Raw genomic sequence first — 13,661 nt, 5'->3', positions numbered from 1 at the left:
TTGGGTGTATATTCGCTGCAAAAATACACCCATTATCTTTTATTACCATAAACCAGTTTCTGGATGGATAAAATCCCGTCTTCAAAAATAAAAATCAGCTACACAGGGCAATTCTTTCTGTTGGTAGGCCTGGTCTGCTTTGGCCTGCTGCTGGGCGGCATGATCAGCTTTATTATGATTATGGCCACACCAGGCGCCTCCCTGCAGGCAATCACCAACGGCGACCCAGAGGTGGCAAGTCTTGCCCGCTGGATGCAGATAATCAGTACTTTCTGCATGTTTGCCATTCCGGCACTGCTCTTTAAGCTTATTGTCAGGCCAGGCAAGGATTTTTTTAAATTTAGAAATAAAAGGCCTTTTATACTTTGGGCACTGGTTATCCTGATTGCGCTGGCGACCATTCCCACGGCGGATCTTTTTACCTGGCTAAACCAGCATATTCCTATTTCCCAAGGGTTAAAAGCCAAATTTCAGCAGCTGGAAAAAAGCTACGACAAACAAATGCTTTTTATGCTACAGCTGGATTCCTGGACTGGATTTCTAAAATCGCTGATTCTCATTGCGTTGCTACCGGCCATTTTTGAAGAACTTTTATTCAGGGGTTGTTTGCAACAGGTGATGATCGGCTGGCTTAAGAAACCTTTTTGGGCCATATTATTAACTTCTATCATTTTCAGTGCTATTCACGCCTCCTATTTTGGCTTTTTACCCCGGATCTTTATCGGGATGATCTTAGGTTATGTATTTTTCTACGGGCGCAATATTGGCCTGAATATGATCATTCACTTTATAAATAACGGCCTGATAATCACCGTCATGTTTTATAAGAACCAGACAACAGGGTCCATGGAAGAAGCCCTTAAAAGCCAGGCTGCTCCCTGGATGGCTTATGTCGGTCTGGTGGTGCTGATCTTTTTATTTTATTATTTTAGAAAAGTGGCTATTAACACGCCGCCTTCTCCGGCAAGCAGCCTGGAGGATAATCACCCTAAACCTTTTTATTCCTGATGGCAATTAATCAAAAAGTCTTTAAAACCAGGGCTTTGACGGCAGTGATTTTCGTGGCAGTGATGTTATGTGGTCTGCTGATCAATGAATGGAGCTTTTCATTGCTCTTTTTTATCATCCATTGGGGTTGTTGGACAGAATTTGATGCGTTGTTTAAAAAAATCAGTCCTGCTTATAACACGGCTGATTTAAGAATTACCAGCCTGCCTAAACTGATTGGATCTGGATTTTTGATTTACTGCCTTCCGCATAAGTATAGTATTTACAACGTAGCTTTTGATTTTGTCGGGATACTTATAATGGTCGTAGGCGCCGTTAAGTTTATTTCTCTTTGGCTCAGGGCTGGAGCCCTGAAGCAAATTATACTAAAAGTAGCTATACTGGGCTTACTGTATATATCACTTAGTTGGGGGCTGATGATTCACTTGCGATTCAGCTATTTTTTGGCCTATCCTTTAGGATGGGTGGTCGCTTTAACCCTGGTAGGTGCGATTTGGATCAACGACACCATGCAGTATATTGTCGGCTCACTGATCGGCAAAACACCTTTTTCAAAAATTTCTCCCAATAAAACCCTTGAAGGAACCATCGGCGGCAGCCTGCTCTGCATTGCCACGGTTACCGCTATCGGCTATTATTTTGTGGAAAAGGATATGATTTGGTTGTTCCTGGTAGTATCCACCATAGCAGCCGTTATTGGCACCTTGGGAGATCTGCTGGAAAGTAAAATAAAACGACTGGCAGGTGTTAAAGACTCCGGTCACTTTATGCCAGGGCACGGCGGTTTTCTGGATAGGTTTGACAGTCTTATTCTGGCCACGCCATTTGTGGTACTGGTGGTTACATTTGTTTTTGGACTGCGCTAATGGACTACTTTTTAATAAAACGGAGCCTTTGCTGCCCATTACCAACCATTAAAGCCTGATTTTCAGATAAATATGTAAAGTCATTCGTGCATTTCTCTGTTTTAATACGATTTGACTGTTGGAGCCAGCTTGATAAGGAAGCTAAACAAGGCCTTTTAACTGTTTATTGACGGTTTTGAGTATATACCTTGGCGTTGATGGAGCTAATCCACTAAGCCAACTTTTAATCAATTAAAGGCCTCCTCTCGGATAATCAGCACAACCGTCGTATCTTTGCCCCTCAATTTTAAAGGGGTTTTTAAACATTGCTCTAATAATTTTAATAATAAGATTCAGATGACCATTCATAAAGAAGGAACCGCATCTATCGTAATGGCCGCTGTCATTGTAGCGGTGGCTTCGCTCATTGCCAATTATTTTCTGATGCCCGTATACGGCTGGATCTATTTGATTATCCTGGCCTTACTTATCATTTGTTTTCTGTTCATTGTGTCTTTTTTTAGGATTCCGGAGCGCAACATGACCTATGGCGATAATAAGATTATTGCCCCGGCCGATGGCAAAGTGGTGGTGATTGAGGAAGCGGAGGATCCAGAATACTTTAAGGGTAAAAGGCTGCAAATCAGCATTTTTATGAGCCCGGCCAATGTACATGTTAATCGCTACCCAGTAGATGGTGATATCGTCTACAATAAGTACCACAAAGGTAAATACTTAGTGGCCTGGCATCCTAAGTCTTCTACAGATAACGAAAGGCAAAGTATTGTCATCAAGCGACCTGGCAAAGGAGAGATTCTGGTGAAGCAAATTGCCGGTGCACTTGCCAGAAGAATCTGTAATTATGCAAAGGTTGGCGAAAAGGCGAAACAAAATGAGGAAATGGGTTTTATAAAATTTGGGAGCCGGGTAGATTTACTTTTACCTTTGGGCACAAAAGTAAATGTTGAACTTAATCAGGCAGTTAAGGGCGGTGTCACCCTCCTTGCTACCTGGTAATAATCATGAACCATGAATGCGAAACAATTGGCTGCTGAGGCGGCTGTTGCACTGATAAAAGACGGCATGAAAGTCGGTCTGGGAACTGGCTCTACAGCTTATTTTGCCATCCAGAAAATCGGACAGCGGGTACAGGAAGAAGGCCTTAAGGTTACCTGTATTGCCACTTCTATACAATCAGAAGAGCTGGCTCAATCCTTAAAAATCCCTATGGTCGGTTTCGAGCAGCTAGAAAGGCTGGATATTACCATTGATGGAGCCGACGAGGCAGACCACCACCTGCAACTGATCAAAGGCGGTGGCGGAGCACTGCTTAGGGAAAAGATCATCGCCTATATAACGGATCACTACGTGACCATTGTAGATGAATCTAAATATGTAGAGACCCTGGGTAAATTTTATCTCCCTGTAGAAATTGTTCCTTTTGGCTGGCAGCGGACCTTTGATCATATTAAAACCTTAGGCGGGGCGCCTCATTTAAGACAAAGAGATAATGCGCCTTATATTACCGATAACGGCAATTATATCCTGGACTGTGATTTTAAAACGATCCCTGACCCGGAAAGTCTGCAGACAAAATTGAACCTGATTCCAGGCGTCGTAGAATGTGGCCTGTTTGTCAACAAAACCCAGACCTTGATCATTGGTTATAATGATGGAAGCATCAAGACACACAAAAAATAAGCAAGGAAAGTAAATATTTAGCAAAGCATCATAATTAAGCGCGAATCGCAATAAAATATGGATTTAAATAGCAAGGCATTTTTATTTGACATGAACGGTACGATGATTGACGATATGTATTATCATACTAGGGCCTGGCACAAAGTGCTGGGTGATCTAGGTGCCGGACTCAGCATGGAGCAAACCAAATTACATATGTATGGCAAGGCCGAAGAGATGTTTGACCGAATCTTCGGGCCAAATAAATTTGGTGACCAAGAGCTCCATGACATCATTATGAATAAAGAGCTGGCTTATCAGGAAGCCTTCAGGCCTCAATTAAAATTAATTAACGGCCTGGGAGCTTTTTTACAGAAAGCCAAAGCCGCAGGCATCTCACTTGCCATCGGCACCGCAGCACCTAAAACCAATGTTGATTTTGTTTTGGACGGCCTGCAATTACATTCCCTGTTCCCGGTAATCATCGGGGCAGAAGATGTAACGACTAGTAAACCCGATCCGGAAGTATTTCTCAGTGCAGCAGCCGGGCTTAAAGTAAATCCCGCTGATTGCGTCGTTTTTGAAGATTCCCCCAAAGGTGTTGAAGCGGCAAAACGTGGCGGTATGAAAGCAGTCGTTATTACAACTTTTCATGAACCGGAAGACTTTGCGCACCTGGATAATGTATTAATGTGTGTTAAGGATTATACAGACCCTCAATTGGAGCAGTTGTTTGCATAATGTAATAGCTGCTGCAGGTATTGTTATTGTTGTCGACTATTGGAAACATTGAATGCAGGCAGGCAGCACTTCTCAAAATATATTGCGGATTAAAAGCCCCTGGCTGCCCTCTCTGTTATACCACTATGTGTCCGTGTAAATCCCTGTGTATCCATGTGTACTCATGTTTACGTGTGTTGAGACGTAAACTAAAGAATACGTTTTATCAAATCAAGCTCCTCGCTAAGCAAAACCACGCCCGGATTTTTCCCGTTTTCAAAACTACCTAGCAGCTTTTCAAAACCAAGGGCCCGGGCACCACTTAAGGTTGCCCAGCTAAGTAGGGTCTCCTTGCTAAGCGCTGGATGGGCTTGTAATATATGTTGCATTTCCCTAGCAATACTTAACTGATCATTGCTGGCGAGGCTATCTGTACCTAGTGCAAGGTTCACACCGGCACCCAACAGCATAAGGATATCCGGCAATCGGTTCTCGATATATAAATTTGCACCCGGGCACAGTACAAAATAAAGCTGCATATTAAGAGATTTGGCCTGGTTTAAGGCAAATGCCAGATCTGCTTTATCCATAAAAGTATTGTGCACCAGAAGTAGGTTACTGTCGGCTACACCCAGATAAGGCAGGACTGTCTGAAGACTGCTTTTGCCGGAAGGCTTGTAAAAACCCAGATCAATGCCCATATTTTTATAAAAATCAATAAATTCACCCCTTCCGGTTCTAAAAAACTCGTTTTCCGGCGCTGATTCCTGATTATGCATGGAAATAATACGCTTTTCAGGTCCAGGTAATGCAGAAAGTGACTGGTTGATTTTTGCAAATAACTGAGCAGAAACAGAATAAGGCGCATGCGGCACCAGGCTACTGGCTGGATTCACCTGATAAAATTGCTCCCAGACCTTATAGGCATAATTAAAGCGCGCTGCTGCCTGTTCTGGTAAAAACCCCAGACACTCAATAAAGTTTCTGTATAAGATTTTTGTCTGCTGCTTTTTAGCAAGGCTATCCGTTGTATTACAGATATCCCCAACTGCCTGGATACCATTTTCCCACATCTTATTGTCAGCCAGTTCCAATGCAGCCGTGATTTCCTCTTTGGGAAAGCTTCTAAGTCCCATGACTTTTTGGGCAAATCCGGGCAGTCCGGTCTTTTTCTCAATAGCTCCTTTAAGATGGCTGAGTTCCAGATGGCAATGGGCGTTAATCAGCCCCGGACATAAAATGCCCGCAAAGTGTGTTGCTCCTTTTAAATTATGGGCATCCGGGCTATCTATTAATCCAAGCACTTCCCCTGCTGCATTTAAATGCAGCAGGGCTCCTTTTCTCAGCCGGTATCCATCAAAAATATAATCGGCTGTATATTTAAATCCCTGGCCCAAACCGGCGCCTTTACCCTGGTTATTGCTTTCTATCATTTGATATAATGCTGTTTACTGCCTAATTTTCAATTGCCTTTGGCAAAGATACTATTGCAAAATAAGCAAGACTAAATTTATAGGCCTCAATTAACGCATTTCAAAGAAGGGCTTTTGTTAACAAATCCCAAATTTTTAAATTTTCTTTAAAATTCAGCTTGGCAATTTATTCGCAGATATTAGCATTTTATACGCACATAATATCATGTATTTCAATCTGTTTCATAGATTTTATGCAAAATTTTCATAGATTACATTTTTTAATGTGCTAACATAATTTTAGCTTTGCACACCAATTTGCACATTAAACAAAAACATTTAATAATTCTGCCATGATCACATTAGATGAATTCACGATACAACAATTGCGCCTCTATCCGCAGGCTACAGGTGAACTTTCAGGACTGCTCAGAGGCATCGGTCTTGCCGCTAAAATGGTAAATGTTCAGGTGAACAAAGCGGCCATCGCTGATATTCTGGGTGAAGACGGCGGGGCAGTAAATGTCCAGGGTGAAACGGTCCAGAAGCTGGACACGATGGCCAACAACACTTTTATCAATGTCCTCAGGCATGGTATCCACTGTGCCGGCATTGTCTCCGAAGAAAATGAAGAGATGATTGTTTTTGATGACCCCAAAAACAATCAGTCCAAATATGTGGTGCTCATGGATCCTTTGGATGGCTCCTCTAATACGGATGTAAACGCCCCTATCGGCACCATTTTCAGTATCTACCGCAGGGTCTCTAAACTAGGCGAACCTTGTACTAGAGAAGACTTTTTGCAAAAAGGCGACAATCAGTTTGCGGCGGGTTATGTCCTATATGGCTCCTCCACCATGTTTGTCTATGGCACACGCCGCCATAGCGTCAATGGCTTTACGCTGGATAACAGCGTGGGTGAATTTTACCTCAGCAATCCCCACATGCAGATGCCCATTGAAGGCAAAACCTATCATTTTGATTATAAATACTACCACGGTGTGGATGAAAAGGTTAGGAGCTTTCTGAACTACTGTAACGCCACTGTAGAGGGCAAGGACGGAAGGTTTGCCAATAAAAATGCCGGCTGTATGGTAGCAGATATGCACCGCATCTTTTTAAAGGGCGGTATGTTTCTGTATCCATCCAGAAAAAGCAAACCAAACGGCAAATTGCGATTGATGTATGAATGCAATCCCATGGCCTTCTTAACAGAACTCTGTGGCGGTTCGGCCACTGATGGCACCAGACGCATTATGGAAATTGAGCCTACGGATTATCATGAAAGGACGCCAATTTTCATTGGCAGCAAAAACCTGGTTGCCCAGTTTGAGTCTTGTGCGGATCAGAGAGAAGCCTGAACAGGATTTTTATAGGGTAAATTCTTACCCGGCAAAAGCCAAATCGTTCCTTACTAAAATGGACGGTTTGGCTTTTGCTTTATATTTATTTTCTGATAAGTTCGTAATTTCACGGCGGAGAGGAGAAGTATGGGCATAAGTAAGAAAACACACTTACATGTATTGCTAACCTAATTTTCCGATCTCTGATTCATCACTTAAGCAATCGTAAAGCACATATGCAGATTTTTATAGCCCAGCAAAATTATCATATCGGTAACTTCAGCGCAAATACAGCAAAGATTATCCAGGCCATTGAGCAGGCTAAAGCACAAAACGGAGATTTGATTATTTTTAGCGAACTGGCGATAACGGGCTATCCCCCAAGAGATTTTCTGGAATTTGAAGATTTTATCCTCCGTTCAGAGGCCGCCTTGCAGGGAATAGCCCAGCATGCAGATGGAATTGGCGTGCTTGTTGGTGCCCCGGCCCGCAATCCGGATCCAAACGGCAAAAGGCTGTTTAACGCCGCCTATTTGTTATATGACAAAAAAATCCAGGCCGTCCAGCATAAGACCTTGCTACCGACCTATGATGTGTTTGATGAAAACAGGTATTTTGAACAGGCCGTCCGTCATGAAGTCATGCATTTTAAAAACAAAAAGATTGCCGTAACGATCTGTGAGGACATCTGGAATCTGGGCGACAACCCTTTATACCGGATCTGCCCTATGGATAAACTGACCAGTCAACAGCCGGATTTTATGGTCAACCTTTCCGCTTCTCCTTTTGATTATACCCATGACGAGGACAGACAAGCCATTATCAGAGCCAATGCCTTAAAATACCAGATCCCGGTATTCTACTGTAATGCGGTGGGTTCTCAAACAGAGATTGTTTTTGACGGGGGCTCCTTTGTTTTTGACAGCAAAGGCAATATGGTCAAAAAACTGCCTTTGTTTGAGGAGGCTTTAATCGCCACCACATTAAATGCGGATAACAGTATTACTGAACAGATAACCGAAACCGCAGACCGCCTTCCCTTACATGAAATCAATCCGCTTACCCTGGAACCGGAGCTCAATATTAGTCAGATTTACGAGGCACTTGTTATGGGCATTCAGGATTATTTTGCCAAAATGGGTTTTTCAAAAGCCCTTATCGGCTCTTCCGGCGGCATTGACTCTGCTGTAACGATTGCCCTGGCCTGCGCTGCTCTGGGCGCCCAAAATGTTCGGTCCGTCCTCATGCCTTCTCCCTATTCGACTTCCCACTCGGTAGATGACGCAGTGGCTTTGAGTCAAAATCTGCAAGGGCCTTACGATATTATTCATATCGATAAAATCTATGAGGCCTTCTTAAGCGAGCTAAAACCTGTTTTTGGTGACCTGCCTTTCAGTGTGGCAGAGGAAAACTTGCAGAGTCGTACCAGGGGAAATCTTTTAATGGGTATTGCCAATAAACTGGGCTATATTCTGCTGAACACCTCCAATAAAAGTGAGCTGGCCACAGGCTACGGCACGCTCTATGGAGATATGGCCGGAGGCCTTGGTGTTCTGGGAGATTGTTATAAACTACAGGTATATGCCCTGGCTCGTTATATTAACCGGGAAAAAGAAATCATCCCGCAAAACATCATTGATAAAGCCCCTAGTGCAGAACTGCGTCCCGGCCAAAAAGACAGTGATTCTCTTCCCGATTACACCGTGCTGGATCAGATTTTGTATCAATATATTGAACGCAGGCAAGGCCCTTCAGAAATTAAATCCATGGCGCTTCCTGGCGTAGATGCGGCCCTGGTTGACCGAACGCTCAAAATGGTCAATCGCAATGAATACAAACGTAACCAGTTTTGCCCGATTATAAGAGTTTCTCCAAAGGCATTCGGTGTGGGCAGAAGGATACCCATTGTGGGCGAATATCTGCTATAAGCAACTTTATGCTAAAAAGCAGCCGGCCATTACGGGCATTAACAGGACAATTAGCGCAGAAACTTTTATTTTAAGTATCTTTCCTTCTGGGTACTGAATTATTAAAAGATTATTTTTCAACAAAAAGGAAACTATGACCATATTTTCAAAGATCATTGCAGGCGAAATCCCTTCCTATAAGATCGCAGAAGATCAATACTTTTATGCATTTTTGGATATCGCGCCCCTGGTAAAGGGCCATGTACTTGTGATCCCCAAGGTAGAGGTAGATAAGGTATTTGACCTTGATGACACCTATCTTAGCCGGATGCTGGTTTTTGCAAAACCCATCGCCAAAGCCCTGGAAAAAACCATGAATTGTAAACGCTGCGGCCTGTCCGTGGTGGGACTGGAAGTCCCCCATGCACACCTGCACTTATTGCCTATAAATGAAATGGATGATACCAATTTTACCCGTGGCAAACTCCAACTGGCAGAAACGGAAATGCAGGAAATCCAGCAAACCATCTTAAATGCCTTACAAGCTTAATCAATTTACTATATTACATATAAAATAACCTTTCATGAGATTTGAAATTACGCCCGGTCAGGACCATGCCAGCTATATCCTTAAAGACAACACCACTGGCACCTACGCAGAGATCTTTCCATTTGGTGCCATCTTGAACCAATTTACCATACAGTCCAAAAATGGCCAGAAGGTAAATGTGATTGACGGTTTTAAAGACCAGGCGGATGCCAGGGAAAACATCACCAATGGTTTTCATAGTGCCAAGCTTAGCCCATTTGTCTGTAGACTCCATAAAGGGGAATATAGCTTTGAGGGAAAAAACTATAAAATTGATAAGCATTATATGGGAGACAGTGCGATTCACGGCCTGTTGTTTGATGCTCCTTTTAAAGTATCTGCCACCCATGTGGATGAAAACAAGGCCACCTTATCACTCACGAATGAATATAGAGATAATTCCCAGGGATTCCCATTTGCTTTTGACATCGAAGTGATTTATAAACTGGGCATAAATCATGACCTACAGGTAACCACCCACGTCAATAACGCCGGCAGCGGTAATATGCCGCTAAATGACGGCTGGCACCCTTATTTTAAATTGGGGGACAAGGTCAATACTGCCGCCGTCCGCTTTGATTCCAAGGAGCTGGTTGAGTTTGATGAAGCGTTACTCCCCAATGGAAAAACCAGTCTTTATACTGCCTTTAATCAGTTCAAAATATTCGGCGAGACTGAACTAGATAACTGTTTTACTTTAAATCAGCCTAGCTATGACGGCACACTTCCCGCCTTTGAAATCAAAGACGATGCGGTTGGGGTACTACTGGGCATCTATCCGGACAGCACTTATCCGTATCTGCAAATTTATACGCCTCCGTCCAGAAGCAGTATTGCGGTTGAAAACCTTTCTTCTGTACCCGATTCATTCAACAATAAAACCGGTTTAATTATTTTGGGTTCCGGAGAAAGCAGGACCTTTAGTACAACTTATAAACTGGCGCTCCTTTAATTGATTTATCCTATCTAGAGTCGCCACATTGGTTCTACTTACATCATAACCGGTGGCTTATAATCAAAGGCTGCGCTGGTCCAGCAAATCCATTAAACGGATGGCTTCCATAGCAGCCTTTACATCATGAACTCTTAAGATATCGGCACCATGACTTAGTGCCCAGGTATTCAACACCGTTGTGCCATTAAGCGCCTCCTCAGCAGAAATCCCCAGAAATTTATAGATCATGGATTTACGCGACACGCCCACTAAAATGGGCAAGTCAAACAACTTAAACTCACTTAAACGGGCCAGTAACTGATAATTCTGCGCCTCGGTTTTTGCAAATCCAAAGCCCGGATCGATAATCAGGTCTTTAATCCCCGCTTCTTTAATGGCCCCTATTTTCTCCACAAAATAGTCGAATACACTGGTAACGACATCCTGATAATCTGTTAAAGAGGCCATTGTATTAGGATTGCCACGCATATGCATGGCGATATAGGGGACTTCTAAAGCACTGACGGTGGAAAACATATTGGAATCCAACCCACCTGCGCTGATATCATTTACCAGGAGCGCCCCCGCCTCAACCGCTGCAGCTGCCACCTCACTGTAATAAGTATCAATGGAAATAACCGCCTCCGGGAACCGCTTAAGTAACGCCTTTATGGCAGGAATCACCCGAGCGGCCTCCTCATTTGCACTAATTCTTGGGCTTTTTGGATGGGTGCTCTGGCCACCGATATCAATGCAACTGGCCCCTTCTGTCAGCATGGCCTCTGCCGCGCCCACTACACTTGCGGGGTCTATTTGCCGGCTTCCTCCATAAAATGAATCATCATTTACATTAATAATCCCCATTACGATGGGTTTTGTAAGCGTTAAAAGCCGCCCTTTACAGTTCAGGGTAAACATATTTATTCTATTTTTGTGAGAATCAACACGAGCACTATGTCCGCTACTTTGCAACAATATGATCAGGCTATAAAAGTAAGTAAAGAAATCTTCATAAAGAAGACCAAAGACTATGGGACTTCCTGGCGGGTGCTCAGAACCATTTCTGTCATAGATCAGATCTATATCAAGGCATTAAGGATCCGTAATCTCCAGGAGATCAAAGTGCAAAAAGTTGCAGATGATATCCCTTCTGAATTTATCGGGATACTCAATTATGCCGTTATCGGCTTGATCCAGCTGCAAAAAGAGCAGGCGACCGTGGATGAACTTTCTGTAGAGGAGGCCTCCGAGTTGTATGACAGCAGTGTCGCCGACGTAAAATCCGTTATGATCTCCAAAAATCATGATTATGGCGAAGCCTGGCGCGAAATGAGTCAACAAAGCTTGGTGGACCTGATTTTGGTAAAACTACTTCGCATGAAACAAATCCTGGAAAATGACGGCAAAACCCTGATCAGTGAGGGACTGGATGCCAACTATACGGATATTTTGAATTATGCCGCCTTTGCATTGATTAAAATAGAGGAGTCCAAAAACAAATAATCCCATCACAAAACCGTTGGAAACGGATGAGGGTATTAGGCATCTTAAACAAATAACCTGTTAGATAATAAGGCAATGAATAACTCCATAAAAAAACAGTCCGCCTCTAAAGCGCCTTCAGCCGTGGCAGTTGTACGCGTGCTCGTTGGTTTACTATTCATTTTTTCTGGGTTGGTAAAAGCAAACGACCCGCTTGGACTCAGCTATAAAATGCAGGAGTTTTTTGATGCCTGGGGCTGGAGTGCACTGAACTGGTCAACCTTTAGCCTTTCCATTGCCATGAATGCCTTTGAGATCTTACTGGGCGTCGCTATGTTAGTGGGGTATCGAATGCGGTTATTTAGTTGGCTTATTTTGTTACTCACTATATTTTTTGGATTTCTGACAGGTTACGCAGCACTGAGTGGCAAATTTCAGAGCTGCGGCTGTTTTGGGGATTGTTTACCCCTGACGCCCGTACAATCCTTTATGAAAGATGTGGTGCTGCTCTTACTCGTGCTTTATATATTTATCTATCGAAACAAGATCAGGCCTGGCCTTTCTATAAAGATCTGCATATCCGTTTTGGCGGGCGCATTGATTATAGCATTGGGCATCCAGGGATATGTTTTAAAACATCTGCCTTTTGTAGATTGCCTGCCTTATAAAAAGGGCAATCATTTATTGGAGCAAATGCAAGTACCTCCTGGAGCAGTAGCAGATAGTTTTGCCATTACCTTCCGATACAAGCATGATGGTAAGGTCTTGGAATTTGATGCGGCTCATTTTCCAGAAAACTTTGATTCAACCTATGAATATGTTGATCGGTATGATAAACTGATCCGCAGAGGCAATGCCATCCCTAAAATCACTGATTTTTCCTTAAAGACACTAGACGGGATTGACTCTACCCAGGAAATCTTAAACAGCAATGCACCGTATGTTCTTGTGTTATTTAAGAATTTTGAAGACTTTAAGGATCATCAGGAAGCATTGAAAAACGTCATTAAAACAGCGCACGGTGTCGGTCTTCCGGTAAGAATCGCCAGCCCAATGGCTGGGGAGGCAAAAAATTTGGTTCCAAACGCTGATCAGCTCTTCCAACTAGACGCCGTTGTTGAAAAAACGGCAGCTAGAGCCGATCCAACTTATTTTTATATGCAGGGAGACCTGGTCGTAGAAAAGAAAAGTGAGGCGGGGGTCAAGTCTTTTATGCAAACCATTACGCATGCAGCAAATGGAAAATAACGAGACGGACATAAAAAAAATAAAAAACAAAGGCCTCCCTGACAAGTTACTCTTATTTGATGGGGTTTGTAACCTTTGTGACCGGTCCGTTCAGTTTATCATCCGTCATGACCCAAAGGCTATCTTTAAATTTGCTGCGTTGCAGTCAGATTATGCGCAAAATATACTTCCACAGCTTTTACAACAAACCATAAATAAAAATGTCCAACCTGAATTAACGTCAAAAAACAACCTGTTTTCGATCATTTTTATTCAGCATCGCAAAATCTACTTGCGTTCAACAGCCATTTTAAAAGTAATGCAACACCTTGGTTTTCCCTGGAATTTATTGACGGTATCTTATATTCTGCCCCGGGGCATCAGAGACCGCCTTTATGATTATATCGCCTCACACAGATACAAATGGTACGGCAAAAAAGATAGTTGCATGGTACCAACGCCGGAACTAAAGCAAAGATTTATGGACGCTAATTCATAGTATATCTTATTATAC

14 protein-coding genes are annotated in these 13,661 nt (G+C 43.1%); 12 read left to right on the top strand and 2 right to left on the bottom strand.

Annotated elements, in window-relative coordinates; genetic code table 11:
* Positions 1–63 precede the first annotated feature (63 nt).
* From FSB73_RS09315 to FSB73_RS09295, 5 genes are all read left to right on the top strand, one after another.
* Positions 64–1,008, top strand: coding sequence for a CPBP family intramembrane glutamic endopeptidase (locus FSB73_RS09315; protein ID WP_146781234.1), 945 nt, complete (start codon positions 64–66; stop codon positions 1,006–1,008).
* A complete protein-coding gene (locus FSB73_RS09310) occupies positions 1,008–1,874 on the top strand; it encodes a phosphatidate cytidylyltransferase (protein ID WP_146781232.1) in 867 nt (288 codons plus the stop codon). Before FSB73_RS09315 ends, FSB73_RS09310 begins: the two co-directional genes overlap by 1 nt.
* A 336-nt stretch (positions 1,875–2,210) precedes the next feature.
* A complete protein-coding gene (locus tag FSB73_RS09305; RefSeq protein WP_146781230.1) occupies positions 2,211–2,870 on the top strand; it encodes a phosphatidylserine decarboxylase family protein in 660 nt (219 codons plus the stop codon).
* Positions 2,871–2,882: 12 nt separating this feature from the next.
* On the top strand, positions 2,883–3,554 hold the full coding sequence (gene rpiA, locus FSB73_RS09300) for a ribose-5-phosphate isomerase RpiA (protein WP_146781228.1): 672 nt from the start codon (positions 2,883–2,885) through the stop codon (positions 3,552–3,554).
* A gap of 57 nt (positions 3,555–3,611) precedes the next feature.
* Positions 3,612–4,274: an HAD family hydrolase gene (locus FSB73_RS09295; protein ID WP_146781225.1), complete on the top strand. Its 663-nt coding sequence runs from the start codon at positions 3,612–3,614 to the stop codon at positions 4,272–4,274.
* Between the two features lie 188 nt (positions 4,275–4,462).
* Here the strand turns inward: FSB73_RS09295 and FSB73_RS09290 are convergent, their stop codons facing one another.
* Positions 4,463–5,686 (bottom strand): amidohydrolase family protein, encoded by a 1,224-nt coding sequence (locus FSB73_RS09290; RefSeq protein ID WP_146781222.1) that lies wholly within the window; start codon positions 5,684–5,686, stop codon positions 4,463–4,465.
* 332 nt (positions 5,687–6,018) lie between these two features.
* Here FSB73_RS09290 and fbp point away from each other — a divergent pair, with 332 nt between their 5' ends.
* The 4 genes from fbp (at position 6,019) to FSB73_RS09270 (ending at position 10,456) form a co-directional block, all read left to right on the top strand.
* Positions 6,019–7,026 carry a class 1 fructose-bisphosphatase gene (fbp, locus tag FSB73_RS09285; protein ID WP_146781220.1) on the top strand — a complete coding sequence of 336 codons (1,008 nt, stop codon included), beginning with the start codon at positions 6,019–6,021 and terminating at the stop codon, positions 7,024–7,026.
* Positions 7,027–7,244: 218 nt separating this feature from the next.
* On the top strand, positions 7,245–8,936 hold the full coding sequence (locus FSB73_RS09280; RefSeq protein WP_146781218.1) for an NAD+ synthase: 1,692 nt from the start codon (positions 7,245–7,247) through the stop codon (positions 8,934–8,936).
* A 133-nt stretch (positions 8,937–9,069) separates the two neighbouring features.
* Positions 9,070–9,465, top strand: coding sequence for an HIT family protein (locus tag FSB73_RS09275; RefSeq protein WP_146781216.1), 396 nt, complete (start codon positions 9,070–9,072; stop codon positions 9,463–9,465).
* Between the two features lie 34 nt (positions 9,466–9,499).
* The gene (locus tag FSB73_RS09270) at positions 9,500–10,456 is read left to right on the top strand and encodes an aldose 1-epimerase (RefSeq protein WP_146781215.1); all 957 of its coding nucleotides are present in this window, start codon (positions 9,500–9,502) and stop codon (positions 10,454–10,456) included.
* A 63-nt stretch (positions 10,457–10,519) separates the two neighbouring features.
* On the opposite strand, the gene folP is transcribed toward FSB73_RS09270, so the two are convergent.
* Positions 10,520–11,356, bottom strand: coding sequence for a dihydropteroate synthase (gene folP / locus FSB73_RS09265; RefSeq protein WP_146781213.1), 837 nt, complete (start codon positions 11,354–11,356; stop codon positions 10,520–10,522).
* A gap of 15 nt (positions 11,357–11,371) precedes the next feature.
* On the opposite strand from folP, the gene FSB73_RS09260 reads away from it, so the two are divergent.
* The 3 genes from FSB73_RS09260 (at position 11,372) to FSB73_RS09250 (ending at position 13,646) form a co-directional block, all read left to right on the top strand.
* A complete protein-coding gene (locus tag FSB73_RS09260; RefSeq protein ID WP_225974658.1) occupies positions 11,372–11,941 on the top strand; it encodes a DUF1599 domain-containing protein in 570 nt (189 codons plus the stop codon).
* A 75-nt stretch (positions 11,942–12,016) separates the two neighbouring features.
* Positions 12,017–13,168: a BT_3928 family protein gene (locus tag FSB73_RS09255; RefSeq protein WP_146781212.1), complete on the top strand. Its 1,152-nt coding sequence runs from the start codon at positions 12,017–12,019 to the stop codon at positions 13,166–13,168.
* Complete coding sequence (locus FSB73_RS09250) at positions 13,149–13,646, top strand: thiol-disulfide oxidoreductase DCC family protein (RefSeq protein WP_225974657.1); 498 nt, start codon at positions 13,149–13,151, stop codon at positions 13,644–13,646. Before FSB73_RS09255 ends, FSB73_RS09250 begins: the two co-directional genes overlap by 20 nt.
* Positions 13,647–13,661 lie beyond the last annotated feature (15 nt).

Source organism: Arachidicoccus ginsenosidivorans (assembly GCF_007971385.1).
In the GTDB taxonomy this organism is placed as follows: Bacteria; Bacteroidota; Bacteroidia; order Chitinophagales; family Chitinophagaceae; genus Arachidicoccus; species Arachidicoccus ginsenosidivorans.
This window is presented reverse-complemented; position numbering and strand designations above follow the sequence as displayed.

Coding starts and splice junctions, on each gene's coding strand:
- rpiA (WP_146781228.1), top strand. CDS start 2,883: ATGAATGCGAAACAATTGGCTGCTGAGGCGGCTGTTGCACTGATAAAA.
- FSB73_RS09310 (WP_146781232.1), top strand. CDS start 1,008: ATGGCAATTAATCAAAAAGTCTTTAAAACCAGGGCTTTGACGGCAGTG.
- FSB73_RS09280 (WP_146781218.1), top strand. CDS start 7,245: ATGCAGATTTTTATAGCCCAGCAAAATTATCATATCGGTAACTTCAGC.
- fbp (WP_146781220.1), top strand. CDS start 6,019: ATGATCACATTAGATGAATTCACGATACAACAATTGCGCCTCTATCCG.
- FSB73_RS09270 (WP_146781215.1), top strand. CDS start 9,500: ATGAGATTTGAAATTACGCCCGGTCAGGACCATGCCAGCTATATCCTT.
- FSB73_RS09275 (WP_146781216.1), top strand. CDS start 9,070: ATGACCATATTTTCAAAGATCATTGCAGGCGAAATCCCTTCCTATAAG.
- FSB73_RS09305 (WP_146781230.1), top strand. CDS start 2,211: ATGACCATTCATAAAGAAGGAACCGCATCTATCGTAATGGCCGCTGTC.
- FSB73_RS09250 (WP_225974657.1), top strand. CDS start 13,149: ATGCAGCAAATGGAAAATAACGAGACGGACATAAAAAAAATAAAAAAC.
- FSB73_RS09295 (WP_146781225.1), top strand. CDS start 3,612: ATGGATTTAAATAGCAAGGCATTTTTATTTGACATGAACGGTACGATG.
- FSB73_RS09315 (WP_146781234.1), top strand. CDS start 64: ATGGATAAAATCCCGTCTTCAAAAATAAAAATCAGCTACACAGGGCAA.
- FSB73_RS09255 (WP_146781212.1), top strand. CDS start 12,017: ATGAATAACTCCATAAAAAAACAGTCCGCCTCTAAAGCGCCTTCAGCC.
- folP (WP_146781213.1), bottom strand. CDS start 11,356: ATGTTTACCCTGAACTGTAAAGGGCGGCTTTTAACGCTTACAAAACCC.
- FSB73_RS09290 (WP_146781222.1), bottom strand. CDS start 5,686: ATGATAGAAAGCAATAACCAGGGTAAAGGCGCCGGTTTGGGCCAGGGA.